Source organism: Psychrobacter sp. (assembly GCF_030454045.1).
In the GTDB taxonomy this organism is placed as follows: domain Bacteria; phylum Pseudomonadota; class Gammaproteobacteria; order Pseudomonadales; family Moraxellaceae; genus Psychrobacter.
The window spans coordinates 1-18,340 of the sequence record NZ_JAKDJE010000058.1; the positions used below are offsets into that span (position 1 = coordinate 1).

Sequence of the window (18,340 nt, forward strand, 5' to 3'; positions counted from 1 at the left end):
AACAATTTTAGTGATCAGCAGTGCCTATTTGCGAATGTTCAACACGCCCTAAATAAAACCTACTTAAAAAAGTTAGACGTTAGCGCTAGCATAAGGACTATAAAATGAATATGGCAACACAAGACGGTAAGCTTTGGATGAATGGCACAATAATTGAACAACCAGATGCCAACGTTCATGTGCTTACCCATAGCTTGCATTATGGCATGGCTGTGTTTGAAGGCGTGCGTGCTTATCAAACCGCTGATAATCGCACGGCTATTTTTCGCCTAAAGGAACACACCGAACGTCTACTTGGTTCGGCAAAAATCTTTCAAATGGACGTGCCGTTTGATGCAGCCACGCTAGAGCAAGCACATAAAGATGTGGTCAAGCAAAATAACTTAGCAGAAGCCTATATTCGTCCGCTTATTTGGGTAGGTGCAGAAAAGCTTGGCTTATCTTCGCGTGACAACAGCATCAATGCTATGGTTGCTGCTTGGCATTGGGGCGCATATCTTGGTGAGGAAGGTATCAAAAATGGTATCCGCGTAAAAACCTCTTCATTCACGCATCATCTACCAAATGTCACTATGTGTAAGGCAAAAGCGTCAAGCAATTACCCAGTGTCTATCATGGCAAACCAAGAAGTGACACGTAACGGCTATGATGAAGCCATTTTGATGGATCCGCAAGGGTATGTGTGCCAAGGTGCGGGTGAAAACTTATTCTTGGTAAAAGACGGTGTGCTACATACGCCAGACTTGGCAGGCGGGGCACTAGATGGTATTACTCGTCGTACTATTCTTCAGTTCGCGGCTGATCTAGACATCAAAGTCGTTGAACGCCGTATCACTCGTGATGAGTTCTACTTAGCAGATGAGATCTTTATGACAGGTACGGCTGCTGAAGTGACACCTATCCGCGAATACGATGATCGTACTATCGGGAATGGCGGCCGCGGACCATTGACTGAGAAACTCCAAACCCTATACTTTGATGTGGTTCATGGTCGTAATGAGAAATATATGGACTGGTTAAGCTTTATTGACTAATAAAGTCGTTAGTTTAAAGACTAAAAAGGCTGAACATAATTGTTCAGTCTTTTTTTTATGCTAATATAGCCATCATATTTATTCTTAAGATTAAAGTGAGCAGTCCATGCCAATAGATTCTAGTACAACAGATAATAAAAATATCAAACAAATTATTTGTATTAAATGGGGTACAAAGTACGGGGCTGATTACGCCAATAAATTGTATGGCATGGTATCGCGTAATATTACGCCACCGTTTCGTTTCGTCTGTTTTACCGATGATACCACCGATGTACGTCCAGAAATCGAATGTCAGGAATTACCGCTATTAGATGTGACTATGCCCACTAATACGTTAGGCAAGTGGCCCAAGTCTCGTATGTGGGGTGAGAAGCTAGGTGATGTCACAGGTGTTGTTTTGTTCTTAGATTTGGATGTGGTGATAGTCGATAGTCTTGATCCATTCTTTGAGTATGGTGTGCCAGATGACGTTATCTTGTCATACAATCCAAGTAATCCTTTAGAGAAACTTGGACAGACCTCATGCTTTAGATTTCAAGTGGGTTCAATGGTTTCTTTACAAGAGAAATTTAAGGCAGATCCGCAAGGTATTGCTGATAAATATCGTTTTGAACAACGCTTTGTGACTCGTAATGTGCCGGGGGGTGTAAAGATATTTCCAAAAAAGTGGGTCGCTCATTTTAGACGTAAATGTCGCCAACCTTTCCCTCTAAACTATTTTATCCCACCTAAAATCCCTAAAGGTGCCAGAATAGTTATTTTCCCAGGTGGTTTGTATCCGACAAATGCTATCAATGGACAATATACCTCTAAATCTGCTGATAATGCTGCTGACCATTTAAGACAGCTAAAAGACTCTAAAAACCTTAAGCATCCAATACGTCATTTACGTCACTTTATATTGCCAGTAGGTTGGGTTAAAGAGAACTGGAAAGAATAAAAAATTATTGGTACTGATAAACTGTACAACATCCACATATGGCAGGAGAACCTATGAGTAATGAAATTGTAAAAGTGTTTGTTGGCTGCGATCCTAACAATAGTGATCTAGAGCAGATGATGGTGCTAGATCACAGTATAAAAAAGCACACGAGTATGGCGGTTGAAATCGTATGGATGCAGCTTTCTCGTGATCCTGACAGCTTTTGGTATTCGAACCCAGAAAAGGGCGAGGGATGGGATACTCGAAAATGGGCAACGCCTTTTTCGGGGTTCCGCTGGGCAATCCCTGAGTATTGTGATTTTAAAGGCCGTGCAATCTATATGGATGCCGATATGGTTGTGCTTAGCGACTTAAAAGAACTGTGGAATCACCCTATCCAAGGTGAGGGTGTAGTCGCGGCTAAAACAAAGGATGCCATTGCCCGTCTTTGTACTTGCGTATGGGATTGCCAAAAATCTCAGAAGGTTTTAACGCCTGTCAGTCAGTTAAAAGCTGATCCAGAAGGGCATAACAAGCTGATGAAACAGTTTAAAGAGCATCCAGAGCTAATCACTCCTTATATAGATAGTTATAACTGTATCGATGGTGAGGATTTAGATATTGAAGATATTAAAATTCTTCATTATTCTGACATGGGAACGCAGTTCAGTCATAAATACTCCATACCACGGTTAGAGAAAGAAGAAGGGAGGCATTGGTTTGATGGTGCAATTATGCCTCACCCCAGGCAAGAGCTTAGCGATTTGTTTGATACTTACTATAATGAAGCTATAGCGGCAGTTTATAATTTAGAAGACTATCGTGTAGAGCCATTTGGTGTCATACCCAAGAAGTCACATAAGCGATATAAAGGTAATAAAATAACTCGACCAATAAAGAGTGGATTCTTATCTAAGTTGTTTAATAGATAAGCTTTTATAAAAACTCGCTCTATTGTTAAGTAGAGCGGGTTTTTTAGAATGAATGTTATAGTAAAGAAGATAGTTAGTTAAGAGTAGAAATCAATAATCGCTTGTATAACACTTTTCTGCTCATCCCGAGTCATACCATAATAAATTGGTAATCTAAGTAGTCTTTCACTGTGACTGGTTGTATAAGTATCTTCTCCATGCAGCCTACCACTTTTTTCTCCAGCTACTGACGTATGCAAAGGTATGTAGTGAAAGACAGCAAGTATGCCGCAGTCCTTTAAATGACTTATTAAGTCAGAGCGCGTCTGCATGTCACATACTTTAATATAAAACATATGAGCATTATGTTGACAGCCGCTTGGTATAGTAGCTAGTTCAATTTTACCTTTAGACTCAAGCATCTTAAGGTTTTCGAAGTAATAAGACCAGGAGTCTAGACGATTATTGTTTATCTCATTAGCTTTTTCAAGCTGTCCCCAAAGATAGGCGGCTTGAATATCACTGGGCAGATAACTACTGCCAATATCAACCCACGAGTACTTATCTACCATACCTCTAAAAAACTGACTTCGGTTGGTGCCTTTTTCTCTAATTATCTCGGCTCTTTCTTTAAACTGATCATCATTAATAATTAATAAGCCACCTTCGCCACCGCTTGTATAGTTCTTAGTCTCATGAAAACTATAAGTGCCTATATGTCCAATAGTTCCTAAAGCCTGACCTTTATAAGTACTCATCATGCCTTGGGCAGCATCTTCTATAACATAGATATTATGGCGGTTTGCTAGTTCCATAATAGTGTCCATCTCACAAGCAACACCTGCATAGTGAACAGGAACAATAGCCTTGGTTCTAGAAGTGATGGCTGATTCTATTTTAGATTCATCGATATTCATTGTATCAGGACGGACATCAACGAAGACGATTCTTGCACCCCGTAGCACAAAAGCATTTGCTGTGCTGACAAAGGTGTAGCTAGGCATAATCACTTCGTCACCTGGCTGGATATCTATTAAAAGAGCAGCCATTTCTAATGCTGCAGTACAAGACGGCGTCAGCAGCGCTTTTTTACAGGAAAGCTCTTTTTCAAACCAAGAGTGACAGTGTTTGGTAAAGTCCCCATCTCCGGACATTTTATCACTGCGCATGGCTTGTAAAACGTACTGGTCTTCATTACCAGTGTATGGGGGCCTATTAAATGGGATCATTATTTTCTTCTTCTAAGAATCTCTTTTCTAGTACGAGTAAGTCTTGCTTTCTATCTTTAACTTTTCTAGCAGGATTTCCTACGTAGATACCCCATGCTTCAGTGCTTTTAGTGACCAGCGTCATAGCACCAATTGAGCAGCCTTCAGCTAAATTTACTCCAGGAAAAATAATGGAGCCGGCACCAATAATGACGTGTCGTCCTATAAATACTGATTTTTTATACTCTTTTTTATATTTACTCGGTATGGTTGGATTTGTTAGAGTAGATCCACTATAGTCATCTGACTGAGTAAAAACTTGGGCTTGATAGGCCAGACCAGAGAAGTCACTAAAAACAATGCCTTTCTCACCCCCAGCGACCAAACACATTGGTGCCAGATGTACATTTCTTCCTATACTTACTTTTCCTGAAATAACGCAGAAATCATCGATTCTTGAGTTATCGCCAATCTCAATTTGCTCTGTATTGTAAATACTGGCTTTGTCACTAACTTTTACATTTTTGCCGAGAGACTTAAACCCCATCTCTTTTAGCTGGTTTGACGTTAAATAAGCCATTTTAGAAAAGCTCCGAGAGTTGATTTGTTAAGGTCTCTTTTGAAAAGTATCTTTTTACTAAGTTAACATTATCATTATGGTGATGATGCTCTAGATTATTTAAGTCTTTGATATTATAAATACTTAAACCTTTGTCTTTAAATAGTGTCCATTGGCTCGTATTATCACGCATATAAACTGTTTTACCTAAGCCTAATAACGTAATGATATTTCCTAATGCTTGCTGTCTACTATTATTAAAAATACCAATATCGATTGAGCCCTGAAACTGTAGATAGTCATCAAATGGCATGAAGTCTGTCATTGGATAGAACTTATCACCGAGCAGCTCATTTCCTACTTTAGTCACTTTTTTAGCATGATTTTGGTCGCTATATGAAAGAGGTGTGTAAACTGCAAAGTTCTGATCTTCAAATTTGGCTAGTTTTTCAATCACCTCTATATGATTGTTAGTACTGTTGGCGGAGTTACCAAGTTGAATACGAATTTGGCTATTCGATGATTTTTCGCTTTCGACTGATTTGTATATGTTGCTGGTATACATTAAGCACTCTTTGTACTCGCCTTTAGCGCCATACCACTTTCTAGCTAAGTCAATATCACCTTGCATATAGGTAACGAGATAGCCCATATTTTTAATGACAGACCGCCTATATATTTCTCTGACACGCCATCTTCGATTGCGCTTGCCAAACTTGTAAGTGTATAAGTCATTTCCCCATATCACCCAGTAACACTTTTTTAGTAGCCATGGAGATAAAAACAGTAGTTTCACGATGCTAATATCAACCAGACTATGCAGTATTACTTTGTCGGCTTGATGCATCTTTATTAAAATCTGAGAATAATGCTTTAACTTAGACAGTCTTTTTTTGTTAGGAAGTAAGTGTATGTTATCTGATTGAGGTAAGTCTTTTTCAGCCATACCTTTAGACAAATAGAACTCATGGCAATTAAAATCGAAGTTCTCTTTTACCAGCTCTATGAAACTTGGCATAAACTTTTCAGCTGAGCCTATATGTAATATCTTATGACTCATTATTGTGTCACCAGGTCTAATAAATATTGACCATAGCTGTTTTTGCTAAGTGCCTTGCCAATTCTTTCTAAGTCTTCTTTTTTTAGCCAGCCATTGTGATAAGCAATTTCTTCTAAACAAGCAATCTTGAACCCTTGACGCTTTTCAATGGTTTGCACGAACATCCCAGCCTCAATTAAACTTTCATGAGTGCCTGTGTCTAACCAAGCAAAGCCACGTCTTAGCAGTTCAACCTTTAGATCTCCACGCCGCATATACATTTGATTAATAGTGGTGATTTCAAGCTCACCTCTATCTGAGGGTTTTACCTGTTTAGCAAACTCTATAACATCATTGTCATAAAAGTATAGGCCAGTCACTGCGAAGTTCGACTTAGGGTTGGTAGGCTTTTCTTCTATTGAAATTGCTCTTTTATTGTCATCAAACTCGACCACTCCAAAACGTTCAGGATCTTTCACCTGGTAGCCAAATACAGTAGCCCCAGACTTCTGATTCACCGCATTTCGTAATAAGGGAGTTAGACCGGGTCCATAAAAAATATTATCTCCCAGTACTAAACACACGTTACTGTCGCCGATAAAATCTTCACCAATAATAAATGCTTGTGCTAACCCATCTGGGCTCGGCTGCACTTTGTATGTAATTTCAATGCCTAACTGGCTACCGTCTCCTAACAAGCGCTTAAACCCATCGATATCCTCGGGTGTACTGATAACCAGTATCTCTCGAATGCCTGCTAGCATTAAGACAGATAGTGGATAATAGATCATCGGTTTATCATAGATTGGCAAAAGCTGTTTTGAGACACCTTGAGTGATTGGATAGAGTCGAGTGCCTGAACCACCTGCTAAGATAATTCCTTTAGTAGCCATTAAGTTTTTACTCCCAGTCTTTCGCGTTGATAGCTGCCATCTTGAACACGGCGACACCAATCTAAATTGTTTAAATACCACTCAACTGTTTTACGAATACCACTTTCAAAGCTTTCTACTGGAGTCCAACCCAAATCATTCTTAATCTTGGAGGCATCAATAGCATAACGTAAATCATGCCCAGGACGATCTTCAACAAAAGTAATTAATTCTTCATAAGATTGATTGTTCGATTGAGGCTTTAACTCATCTAAGATGTGGCAAATCGTTTTTACGACTTCAATATTCTGCATTTCATTGTGGCCACCAATATTATAAGTTTCGCCAATAGCTCCTTCAGTCACAACTTTATAAAGTGCTTTTGCATGATCTTCAACATAAAGCCAGTCACGTATTTGGTTACCTTTACCATAGATAGGGAGTGCTTTTCCATCTAATGCGTTCAAGATAACTAGAGGTATCAGTTTTTCTGGAAAGTGGTAAGGGCCATAGTTGTTAGAGCAGTTAGTGATAACAATAGGCAGACCATAGGTTCGATACCAAACACGAACCAAGTGATCTGAACTGGCTTTTGAGGCAGAGTAGGGAGAGCTTGGAGCGTAAGGAGTCAACTCAGTAAATAAATCAATAGTACCTTCTAAATCCCCATACACTTCATCAGTAGATATGTGATGAAATCTAAATTGAGATTTCTTATGCTGGTCTAAGCTTTGCCAGTACTTCCGACTAGCTTCTAGAAGCGTATATGTACCAACGATATTAGTGTTTATAAATTCAGAAGGGCCATCAATTGAGCGATCAACATGTGACTCAGCAGCAAGATGCATGATTAGATCAGGCTGGAATTCACTAAAGGACTGCTCGATAGCTGCCGCATCACATATATCTATTTTTTGAAAAGTATAGTTGGGATTGCTTTCAACTTCGACCAGTGATTCTAAGTTTCCTGCATAGGTTAATTTATCAATATTTAAAATCTGATGGTCAGTATTCTTGATTAAGTAGCGTATAAGAGCGGACCCGATAAAGCCTGCTCCGCCTGTAATGAGAATATGCATATAATATCTTTTAAAATTTAGTTGATATGAAGTTACGTAATCAGTTGCTGTGCAAGAATTTGCAAGACTAAGCAAAGAAGCTTCTTATCAAGAATCTAATTAATCACAGAATATAGGGCAATACCAATGGTAGCGATAAGAACGACACCCGCTATTCTATTACGACGACGAATTTTCTGACGTCTTAATTTAGTTTGCCCGCGGCTGGCTTGATATTGCTCGATATATATCTCACCCTCATAGTCCTTATCAAAGATTTTGATGTAGCCAGACGGTAGAGGGGTCACACTTAGATTAGATTGACATTTTATCATTGCTGCATCAAAACTATCTTGATCTACTTGTGTTCTTTTACCAGCCGATTGTTCTTCAATCCATTGATTTATAAACTTTAAAGTTGCTTCAGTATTTTTAAAGAAGAGAGTGCCTGTGAGGTAATCATGTGACATACCTTTTTTACCTTTAGCTACATAAACTGATATATCTGTTTCAATTGTATCAAAATAGTCTAAAGGTGCCTTAACTAATGCATCTGCATCTAAATACACAATGTTCATGTTGGGATAAAGCTTTAAGTATTCTAATATAAAGTAAGGCTTTATACGTGTGTTTGCTTCCCAATATCCAGCATCTTCAACTTGGCTCAAATGATAGTTAAGACCAAATAGAACTAAAGATTCTTTTAGTCGCATCGCGTGTTCTTTGTAACTTGCTGTGAAATAGCAGCACACGACAAAGCTTTTGTTTTCATCAATATTTGTATCAACATTATTCTGTATAAGAGGGTTCATAGTGTTTTCAAAATTATATTGGTTGTAAATTAATAAGAGGTATTGTTTGAAATTAACTAACGCCACCATTTGGATTTTTCGTCTTTATGCAGACTTTTTACTAAACTAAATGCTGTGTTTTCTGTTTGTAGCTGATTAAAAACATATAATAATATAGTGGTAGCTAATAAATCCTTATCTTTAAATTTCTCATAACGATTACGCATATTCTTCAATGTATCATCAGCACCAATGCGGAAGTACGTTAACCCATTATATAAGGTCAAATGCTCGGCATATAGAGCATTTATATTTTCCTCATGGGTGGTCTTTATGTCTTTCAATCCGCACAAGTATGTTTGCGTTTCATATACTTTAAGTGTATTTACCAGTGTAGTCACATTGAGCAAAATCGCAGAGCGTAGAGGATCCGTTGAATGGTCGACAAAAGTATCGCATGCAGATACTATCCAGCGTAAAGATAGACTGTTCAATAAAAAATCAGACTCAGCCTCCCATAACCTTTCAAACTCTTTAAAAGTTTCTTGCAGTTTGTATCCACGGCGTAAAAGAATAATTAATGTGGCATGATAAAAACAGATTTCTGGCTGATTAATAAACTCTGCCTTGACCTTATTAAGATGATCAGATAGATTTTTTAAACGCGGTTTGTGAGCATCTTCTACCCATTCAACTTCGTTTTCTGTTAGGATTTTGGCTTTCATATCTGCATAGGATTTATTGGAGTAACTCGATAGAGCTTCGCTGGCACCCAACTTTTTTTCACTAGCAAATAGTAGAACTGCTTTTCTTTTCCATCCAGACAACTCTTTCATTGAGTCATCACTCCCCTTGTTTATTTTAAAGTTCTATATGTTTCTAAATAAACCCTTAGATACAGGAGACTTATTAGTAACTTTAACCCCATGCTGATTATACACTTTACCCATCAAGTCAAATGAGGGTACGATACGATCGGTGATGGCCTTATCAAGTTTACAAGGGGCAACCTCATCTTTACTTTCATAAAATCTAGGTTGGCTGCTATTAATTAAGTCAATGCCGTATAAGTTAATGTGTTTGGCTCCCAAAGTATAAGCCAATTGGGCAGCGACAAAAGCTACCGTGCCAGCTTCAACAAAGCCATTTTCTATATTTAAAGAAACGCCAATAGGTTTAGGGTAGCTTGTAGAGTCGATTACAAAGTCTTGATGGTCTTTAAACTTATTCAAAGAAAGTTTTTTCTTAGCTACTTTGTCCAGTATAGGAAGAGACTTTAAAAGGCTAGTTTTATTATTAACAAGTAACGGTCTATCTACAGGGTAGATTATATTAATAAAATCGTGATATTTTTCTATGAGTTCAGGTAAGCTCTCTGCAAGCGAATATAGAACTGGCTTGGTAATGAACAAGGGTTGACCAGAATATATATTCTCTATGATTTTGGGATTATGTTTAATGAATCTATCATCACTAATCACATAGCCAATTATTTTAGCAAAGTTAAAATTTTCGAGTAGAGTAATACTGCCATTAACAAAAATAGTAGGGCTATCTAGAAAGTCCTTGTCATAATTCATATTACTTATTGAAGGGCCAGAGGCTATTATATTGACAGACAAATCCTTATAGCTAACTAAATCGTTTTTCTGTGTAAATCTGACAATAGAATATGAATTATTAAAGGCTTTAATTTCAACATACTTTGGAGGTTTCATAAGATAGACTTTTATTCACAGTTTGGCAATCAAATATATTGTTTAGTATATATAAAAGCATTAAGTATAATTATAGTTCCAGTCTACTTTTTAATAAAACTATTGATCGTTACCAAATAAATCTCTGGTAAATACTTTATCAGCCACGTCATTTAGCTCATCTGCCCTACGGTTAGCGACAATGATATCACTGATAGACTTAAATTCTTCTAGATCCCGAATGACTCTTGAGTTGTAAAATAGATCTTCTTGTAAAGCGGGCTCATATACAACTACCTCAATTCCCTTGGCCTTGATTCGCTTCATCACACCTTGAATAGATGAAGCTCTAAAATTATCTGAGCCACTTTTCATTGTCAATCTATGTACACCGACGATCTTAGGGTTTTTAGAAATTATAGTATTGGCTATAAAGTCTTTACGAGTCTTATTAGAGTCAACAATAGCTTTAATTAGATTGCTTGGAACTTCATCGTAATTGGCCAATAACTGCTTGGTATCTTTTGGTAGGCAGTAGCCACCATAACCAAATGAGGGGTTGTTGTAATGACTACCAATACGTGGGTCTAGCCCTACACCTTCAATAATTTGTCTGGTATCAAGTCCGTAAGTTTGAGCATAAGTATCGAGTTCGTTAAAGTAAGCCACACGCATTGCGAGATAGGTATTTGAAAACAGCTTAATAGCTTCCGCCTCAGTTGATTCAGTATAAAGAATAGGAACATCTTTTTTAATAGCACCCTCAAGCAATAGCGTAGCAAATTGCTTAGCTTTTTCTAGCTGACCACCGATAATAATTCGAGAAGGGTAGAGGTTATCATGTAGAGCTTGACCCTCTCTCAAAAATTCAGGTGAAAATATAATGTTTTTTGTAGATAGACGATCTTTTAGATTTTCGGTGAATCCAACAGGAACCGTAGATTTAATAACGATTAATGCATTTTTATTGACTGCGAGCACCTCATCGATAACTGATTCAACACTTTTGGTGTTAAAAAAATTTGTCTCAGGGTCATAATCGGTTGGAGTAGCAATAATTATGATATCAGCATGTTTATATGCTACTTTTGCCTCTAAAGTTGCATTAAAGTTAATGCTTTTATTGGCTAAGAAGTCTTCAATATCTTTATCTTCAAGAGGTGATTGCTTGAGGTTAAGCAGGTCAGCTCTTTCAGGAACAATATCAACAGCTATGACCTCGTTATGTTGTGCAAGCAACATAGCGTTAGATAATCCGACATAACCTGTACCTACTACGGTGATATTCATGAAGAGTCCAATGTTATAGGTGGTTGATTGTTTTCAAGAAGTTATGACTTAACCTGCAGCATCTATTGGCATAGTTTCTTATTTAAACTCATTGCCAATGCTCCTTCAACCAAGGGCTTGGCTTGACATGACGATACCATTTACCACCGTCTCCAGCTATCGCATCTGGTGGATTAATCTCCCCGTGGAAGATAACGATTTTTGCGCCGTCAGGAAGTTTTGGTGTTCGTACAAAGTTAAATGGGATGGGTGCGATGCATTGATATTTAAAACTCACGCACCATGTCTTGTCCCAATACTCCAGATGATGATGTTCACGTAAATAATTCGACAAATAGGCTTGTTCGTGGCGAACTTGCTGGCGAATGGTATCAAAGTTACGCTCAAAATTTGCTAACAAATCCGGGTAGGTATTCATACCGATGTTAAAGCGATACACGGAGCTGTTACCAATCATCCGCCAAGGCTTTTTCCAGTCACGGATAATGACGACACTATCATCATGCTTGGCTTCATAAGTGAAAAAAGCATCTATATTATCGACAATCACAATATCAATATCTAAAAATAGTGCGATACCTTTTAGACCATATAATTCAGTTTTAAAGGTAGTAAGCTTTTTCCAGCCGCGTTCAGGTAGCCCAGCTGGTAGATTAAGCTCAGGAATAGGATAGCATTGAACGGCAGGGTCAATACCAGTGCTGTCATCGGTGAGACAGAGCATTTGAAAGTCTAAAGTCAAATGTCTGCTGACCATATTGTATAAGCGATTGACATATTCAGGACCATACTTGTCACCCCATTTCATACAGATGATATAACGCTTTTCAGCAGCATTTGTACTGGTTTGCTTAGGGCCTATAGATGAGGTCTTAGTTACGTCAGATGTCATAATGCACTCGTATTGAGATAATAGTCAGATAAATGAAGGGCTAATAAAAATAAAAAAATATAGAGTTCAGCCAATATTAACATAGCTGTGATTGATGATATGTCTAAATCAGTAAACGATAGTACAGTTATTACTTGCGATTATCGATGTTAGTGCCATCAGTAAAAGAACCACTTACATCGTTACCAGAACGACTACCAGTAGCGTGATGAGACCGAATAAAGGCTTCTAAAGTGGCTTTATCTTTTCGGTAAGGATTGCCTAGATTTGGTATGCGCTTAAAACGTCGATAGCCCCACATATAGTGACTATAGTTGTCTTTAATCATATGCTCCATGGCTTGATTGAGTGCGTGAGTCGCTACTTCGGTATTGCGGTCATATAGCGCTGGATCGTCGAGCTTATAGCAGTAAATATCAAAACCGCGTCCATCATTACGACGAATACAAGACAAGCCAACTAAGGCACATTTGGTTTTGCTCGCCAGTTTTGAGGCAAGGGTACTGGTTAATGTTTTGATACCAAAGAAAGGAACGACTACGCCGCCTGACGGATCTGGGACGTGGTCTGGTAATACAATACTAAAGCCGCCTTGCTTGAGGGTTTTAAACACGGCTTTAACACCGCTACCATCGGTAGGCACCAAGGTTGCATTAAGACGCGCACGACCTTGCAAGATAAATTCATTAGCGAATCTGCCGTCTACAGGCTTGTACATAATAGTTGGCGAACCAAACTGATTGAGCCACGCGTTCATCATCTCCCATGTACCGAGATGAGGGACGATAGCAAGCATGCCATTGGGATTGGCAAGACCTTCTAGTAGAATATCTTTATTATGGACGTCACGAATCTGGGCAATACTCCATTCAGGTGGCATTGCCCAGCTTTTTATAGATTCGATACTGCTCAGACATTGATGATAGATGATGTCTTTGGTCAGCGCGCGTTTTTGCGGCTCAGACAATTTGTCCGTAATCAGCGCCATATTAATATGAATGGTACGCATGATGCTGAGACTGGGTATCTTGACGATAACCCAAGCGACAAAACGTGCCAGCATCTGTAGTACAGACAATGGCACGAATTTAAAAATATGATACGGATTCATAACCACTCACATGGCGATGAATCGCGTAACAAGCACTGTAGACAGCAATAGTACATCATCAAATGTTTTATTGAGCAGGTTTGTTGGTGTCAGCCTGTGCTTTTTCACGCACACGGATACCAAGATCACGTAGCTGCTTACTATCCACTCCAGCAGGTGCTTGAGTTAGTGGGCACTCAGCAGTTTTGGTTTTTGGGAATGCGATCACATCACGGATAGAGTCAGCGCCTACCATAAGCATAATCAGGCGATCCAAACCAAACGCCAAGCCACCATGCGGCGGTGCACCAAATTTTAGTGCATCAAGTAAGAAACCAAACTTGTCTTCTGCCTCTTGCTCGCCGATACCCAAGGCTTCAAGGACGGCTTGCTGCATATCATAAGTATTGATACGTAAGCTACCACCACCAATCTCAGTACCGTTCAACACCATATCGTAAGCGATAGATAGCGCAGACTCTGGGTTGTTTTTTAACTCCTCAACAGAGCCTCTAGGCTTGGTAAATGGATGATGCATTGACGTCCATTGACCGTCATCGGTTTGCTCAAACATCGGGAAGTCAGTCACCCATAGCGGCGCCCACTCACAAGTTGTCATTTCAAGGTCTAGACCGATTTTCTGGCGTAATGCGCCGATTGCGTCATTCACGATACTGGCTTTATCTGCACCAAAGAAGATAATATCGCCATCTTCTGCAGCAGTACGCTCAATCAAGCTCACAAGTACATCATCAGTCATATTTTTGATGATTGGTGATTGTAGGCCAGACTCTTTATCCACACCATTATTGATGCTGCTTGCGTCATTGACTTTGATATAAGCCAAACCGCGTGCACCATAGATACCGACGAATTTGGTATAAGCATCGATTTGCTTACGGCTTAATGAAGCGCCACCAGGAATGCGAAGGGCAGCGACGCGACCTTTAGGATCGTTAGCAGGACCGGCAAATACTTTGAAATCAACGTCTTTCATCAAATCGGCAACGTCAACCAGTTTCAATGGAATACGTAAATCAGGCTTGTCTGATGCATAGTCGCGCATTGCTTCAGCGTACGTCATGCGAGGGAATTGCTCGAACTCAACATCCATCATGGTCTTGAACAAATGCTTGATCAGACCTTCGTTGATGTTCATGATCTCTTCTTCGTTCAAGAAAGACGTTTCAATATCCACCTGAGTAAATTCAGGCTGACGATCAGCACGTAAATCTTCATCACGGAAGCATTTCGCGATTTGATAATAACGATCAAAACCTGACACCATCAATAATTGCTTAAATAGCTGTGGTGACTGCGGCAGAGCAAAGAAGTTGCCTGGACGCGTACGTGATGGTACAAGATAATCACGCGCACCTTCAGGCGTTGCACGAGTCAGAATAGGGGTCTCTACATCCAAGAAACCATGATCATCTAAATAACGACGAATCGCTGACGTTGCCTTGGCACGGAATACCATACGCTCTTGCATTTGCGGACGACGCATATCGAGATAGCGATATTTTAGACGTAAGTCTTCTGACACAGTCGTTTTTTCGTCATTCAATGGGAATGGCGGAGTTTCAGATTTGGCCAGTACTTCAATCTCTTTGCCCAATAGCTCAATTTGGCCACTGGTCATATTATTGTTTTCAGTACCTTCATAACGGCGACGTACGCGGCCAGTGATCTTTAGCACGTATTCAGGACGTACTGCATCAGCGGTTGCAAAAGCTTCTGGGGTATCAGGATCGACTACCACCTGCAAGATACCAGCGCGGTCACGCATGTCTAAGAAAATCACGCCACCGTGATCGCGACGACGATGTACCCAGCCTACGATACTAATGGTTTGCTCAAGCAAGCTCTCGGTTACAGCTCCGCAATATTCGTCTCGGTATTCGCTATGCGTCATAGTGCTTTGCGTCATAATATGGTTATCCAGTTATCAGCCCAATTCGAAGTACAATAATGCAGCCATTGCTGTGCGTTTCAAGCGATTTGCCAAAAAAAACACAAACAACGCGATCAAGACAAAGGGTCATCACGTTGGCTGCAGAAAATTTGATATAAACGCATATTATGCCTAATCTACCTTTGTTATACAACCGGCTGAGTTCAATCAAAGAACGGGAGTCTGCAAGTATCTGACGTATTTATTCAGTGATATTTATATTGGGTTAAATATTGTCATCATGCTTGAAAACACCGCTTAGTGTGCACATATCAACCGCACGCTAATAAAAACAGCCATATCAATATATTTACTGACTTGAGGATTTGTAATCATGCTATTTCATCCACCAAAAAACCCGGTTGAGCTAAAAGTAAGACACTTAAATGATGCTCAAAAGCAGCGCCGTGAAGACTTAATGGAAGCCACCCAAGGCAAAGCTGCGCTTAAAGCATTCAAAAAAACAATGGCAAAAAAAGCCAAGCAGGCGCTAAAAGCAAAAAGTAAACAGCAGAAAAAAAATACTGACAATTCCTCGCAAGTTTTTGTTTTGGATTTTGAAGGTGATATCAAAGCCACTGCCGTTAAGCATCTGCGCGAAGAAATCAGCACCTTAATCAGTACGGCTAACAAAGGCGATGAAGTGATTGTACGCCTCGAATCAGGTGGCGGTTTGGTGCATGGTTATGGATTGGCAGCCGCGCAATTGGTGCGCTTAAAGGATGCTGGCCTAAAGCTCACAGTATGCGTCGATAAAGTGGCGGCGAGTGGTGGCTACATGATGGCGTGCGTGGCAGACAATGTGGTGGCAGCGCCATTTGCGATTATTGGCTCAATCGGCGTGGTATCACAATTGCCAAACTTTCATAAATGGCTCAAAAACCATGATGTCGATTATGAGATGTTTACGGCTGGCGACTATAAACGCACGGTTACTGTGTTTGGCGAAAACGATGCCGAAGATCGTGCCAAGTACCAAGAAGAGCTAGAACAGACGCACGAGCTATTTAAGCACTTTGTCAATACCTATCGTCCAACATTGGATGTTGCCAAAGTGGCCACAGGTGAGCATTGGTATGGCGAAGATGCGTTAAAGCTTAACCTGATTGACAGCTTACAAACCTCTGACAGCTACATTTTAGAGCGTATGGAAGACAATGAGGTGTACGCATTACATTCACGTCAAAAGCCGACGCTGGCAGAGAAGCTGGGCCTTGCGCAAGCCGCAGAAGCGACGCTCAATATGGCAGTGGATAAACTGCCAGATGCGCTCGCACGTTTTGAGTCAAACAGCCGTTTGAATATTCTAAAATAGTGTTAGATATCATTATGATGTCTGATAGCTAATACTTTAGCGGTCATATGTTCAGCAATACACTGTTTGTATTTTGTAAAAGGCGTGTCCTAGCTGGTCGCGCCTTTTTGCTGTTTAATCATAATTGCTGTGTTATAAATGTAGGATACAGAAAACAGTATACGTCCGTACACTAAGGCTCGCATTAAAGATCTAACAGAGCTTTTTGTCAAAACCCGATTTAGACAATCAATAAAGAAAAGGAAGTCATTTATGTCTAGCGACAATTTAATGTTTACCGCAACGGAACATGGTCAAGCCATGCATGCCAAAGTCAAAGCGTTCATTGAAATGCATATTGAACCCATCGAAGCCCAATTCTGGGAAGAATGTCATAAGAAAAATCCTGATGGAAATTGGGAAAACTGGGAATGGCCAGACGCTTATGACAACCTACGCAAACAAGCACGTGAAGCGGGTTTATGGAACTTATTCTTACCTGACGACACCTTAGGTGCAGGGCTTTCTGTCACTGACTATGCACCGATTGCAGAGCTGACGGGTCGCAGTTTGCTCGCGCCGCATGTGTTTAACTGCAATGCGCCTGACAGCGGCAATATGGAGCTATTATGGCGCTATGGTACGCAAGAACAGCAAGACAAATGGCTCACGCCGCTATTAGAAGGTGAGACCCGCTCAGTGTTTTGTATGACTGAGCCTGATGTGGCCTCAAGCGATGCCACCAATATGCAAGCAACTGCTGTGGTCGATGGTGATGAAATTGTCATTAACGGTAGCAAATGGTGGTCATCGGGCCTTGGCGATCCTGCGGTTGATATTTTGATTGTTATGGCCTATACCGCGGATGAAAGCGTAGATCGTCATCATCAGCACTCGATGGTACTGGTACCAGTCAATACTGCGGGTGTGAATATCAAACGTATGCTTAAAGTGTTTGGCGATTATGATGCGCCGCACGGTCATGGTGAGATCAGCTTTGATAATGTACGTGTGCCCGTCAGTCATTTTATTGGTGGGCCGGGTAAGGGTTTTGAGATTGCGCAAGGTCGCTTGGGGCCAGGTCGTATTCATCACTGCATGCGTTGTATCGGCGCGGCTGAGAAGTCTTTAGAGCTGGCGGTGAAACGCGGCATGTCGCGCACGGCCTTTGGTAAGCCGCTACTACAATTGGGCGGAAACTTTGAGCGTATCTCTGAGGCGCGTATCAAAATTGATCAAGCGCGCTTGCTAACCCTTTATGCGGCGCAAAAAATGGATGCTCAAGGAACCAAAGCGGCATTGACGGAAATCTCTGCGATCAAAGTGGTTGCGCCAACGGTGCTACAAGAAGTAGTCGATATGGCGATTCAGATTCATGGCGGTATGGGTGTATGTCAAGACACATTGTTACCAAATTTCTATGCGCAAGCTCGTGTGCTACGGTTGGCAGATGGTCCTGATGAAGTACATAAAACCATGATTGCCAAGCTAGAGCTAAAGCGTCAGGGCTTTAGCCGTTCTAAGTCTAACAAAGCCTAAGATTAATCAATGGGTGTGAGTAAACCTTAAGTTGCTCACGCCACTATTGCTGAAAATAAAAAATTGGAAATTCACTATTAACGATTTAGTAGTGAGTTTTTCATCACTATGACTGTTTTTTACTACTATAAGTACCCCACTCTCAACTTGAAATAAGCAAATCAAACTGAAGAGGCGGGTTACCAAG

General features: G+C 40.3%; 17 protein-coding genes. 5 read left to right on the top strand and 12 right to left on the bottom strand.

What is annotated here, in order from left to right:
* The first annotated feature begins 104 nt into the window (after window positions 1-104).
* The 3 genes from L0G63_RS10335 (at window position 105) to L0G63_RS10345 (ending at window position 2,891) form a co-directional block, all read left to right on the top strand.
* Window positions 105-1,034 carry a branched-chain amino acid transaminase gene (locus L0G63_RS10335; protein WP_301450576.1) on the top strand — a complete coding sequence of 310 codons (930 nt, stop codon included), beginning with the start codon at window positions 105-107 and terminating at the stop codon, window positions 1,032-1,034.
* A gap of 106 nt (window positions 1,035-1,140) precedes the next feature.
* The gene (locus L0G63_RS10340; RefSeq protein WP_301450577.1) at window positions 1,141-1,977 is read left to right on the top strand and encodes a glycosyl transferase; all 837 of its coding nucleotides are present in this window, start codon (window positions 1,141-1,143) and stop codon (window positions 1,975-1,977) included.
* Between the two features lie 53 nt (window positions 1,978-2,030).
* On the top strand, window positions 2,031-2,891 hold the full coding sequence (locus L0G63_RS10345; RefSeq protein WP_301450578.1) for a glycosyltransferase: 861 nt from the start codon (window positions 2,031-2,033) through the stop codon (window positions 2,889-2,891).
* A gap of 77 nt (window positions 2,892-2,968) precedes the next feature.
* On the opposite strand, the gene rffA is transcribed toward L0G63_RS10345, so the two are convergent.
* The 12 genes from rffA to aspS all read right to left on the bottom strand — a co-directional run bounded on the left by rffA (window position 2,969) and on the right by aspS (window position 15,281).
* Window positions 2,969-4,099, bottom strand: coding sequence for a dTDP-4-amino-4,6-dideoxygalactose transaminase (rffA, locus tag L0G63_RS10350; protein WP_301450579.1), 1,131 nt, complete (start codon window positions 4,097-4,099; stop codon window positions 2,969-2,971).
* The gene (locus L0G63_RS10355) at window positions 4,086-4,658 is read right to left on the bottom strand and encodes an acyltransferase (RefSeq protein WP_301450580.1); all 573 of its coding nucleotides are present in this window, start codon (window positions 4,656-4,658) and stop codon (window positions 4,086-4,088) included. Before L0G63_RS10355 ends, rffA begins: the two co-directional genes overlap by 14 nt.
* 1 nt (window position 4,659) lies before the next feature.
* Window positions 4,660-5,697 (bottom strand): TDP-N-acetylfucosamine:lipid II N-acetylfucosaminyltransferase, encoded by a 1,038-nt coding sequence (locus tag L0G63_RS10360; RefSeq protein ID WP_301450581.1) that lies wholly within the window; start codon window positions 5,695-5,697, stop codon window positions 4,660-4,662.
* Window positions 5,697-6,569 (bottom strand): glucose-1-phosphate thymidylyltransferase RfbA, encoded by an 873-nt coding sequence (gene rfbA / locus L0G63_RS10365; RefSeq protein WP_238069613.1) that lies wholly within the window; start codon window positions 6,567-6,569, stop codon window positions 5,697-5,699. Before rfbA ends, L0G63_RS10360 begins: the two co-directional genes overlap by 1 nt.
* Entirely contained in the window at window positions 6,569-7,627 is a 1,059-nt protein-coding gene (rfbB, locus tag L0G63_RS10370) for a dTDP-glucose 4,6-dehydratase (RefSeq protein ID WP_301450582.1), read from the bottom strand. Before rfbB ends, rfbA begins: the two co-directional genes overlap by 1 nt.
* 95 nt (window positions 7,628-7,722) lie before the next feature.
* Complete coding sequence (locus L0G63_RS10375) at window positions 7,723-8,487, bottom strand: putative nucleotide-diphospho-sugar transferase (RefSeq protein WP_301450583.1); 765 nt, start codon at window positions 8,485-8,487, stop codon at window positions 7,723-7,725.
* Window positions 8,475-9,233, bottom strand: coding sequence for a hypothetical protein (locus L0G63_RS10380; RefSeq protein ID WP_301450584.1), 759 nt, complete (start codon window positions 9,231-9,233; stop codon window positions 8,475-8,477). Before L0G63_RS10380 ends, L0G63_RS10375 begins: the two co-directional genes overlap by 13 nt.
* A gap of 33 nt (window positions 9,234-9,266) precedes the next feature.
* Window positions 9,267-10,115, bottom strand: coding sequence for a hypothetical protein (locus L0G63_RS10385; protein WP_173239633.1), 849 nt, complete (start codon window positions 10,113-10,115; stop codon window positions 9,267-9,269).
* 99 nt (window positions 10,116-10,214) lie between these two features.
* Window positions 10,215-11,384 (bottom strand): nucleotide sugar dehydrogenase, encoded by a 1,170-nt coding sequence (locus L0G63_RS10390; RefSeq protein WP_173239634.1) that lies wholly within the window; start codon window positions 11,382-11,384, stop codon window positions 10,215-10,217.
* An 88-nt stretch (window positions 11,385-11,472) separates the two neighbouring features.
* Window positions 11,473-12,276, bottom strand: a complete 804-nt coding sequence (locus tag L0G63_RS10395) for a glycosyltransferase (protein WP_301450585.1) — start codon at window positions 12,274-12,276, stop codon at window positions 11,473-11,475.
* Window positions 12,277-12,406: 130 nt separating this feature from the next.
* Window positions 12,407-13,387, bottom strand: a complete 981-nt coding sequence (locus L0G63_RS10400) for a lysophospholipid acyltransferase family protein (protein ID WP_301450586.1) — start codon at window positions 13,385-13,387, stop codon at window positions 12,407-12,409.
* Window positions 13,388-13,454: 67 nt separating this feature from the next.
* Window positions 13,455-15,281: an aspartate--tRNA ligase gene (aspS, locus tag L0G63_RS10405; RefSeq protein WP_301450588.1), complete on the bottom strand. Its 1,827-nt coding sequence runs from the start codon at window positions 15,279-15,281 to the stop codon at window positions 13,455-13,457.
* 373 nt (window positions 15,282-15,654) lie between these two features.
* On the opposite strand from aspS, the gene sohB reads away from it, so the two are divergent.
* A complete protein-coding gene (gene sohB / locus L0G63_RS10410) occupies window positions 15,655-16,635 on the top strand; it encodes a protease SohB (RefSeq protein ID WP_301450587.1) in 981 nt (326 codons plus the stop codon).
* Between the two features lie 270 nt (window positions 16,636-16,905).
* Window positions 16,906-18,153, top strand: a complete 1,248-nt coding sequence (locus tag L0G63_RS10415) for an acyl-CoA dehydrogenase family protein (protein ID WP_301450589.1) — start codon at window positions 16,906-16,908, stop codon at window positions 18,151-18,153.
* Window positions 18,154-18,340: the final 187 nt, after the last annotated feature.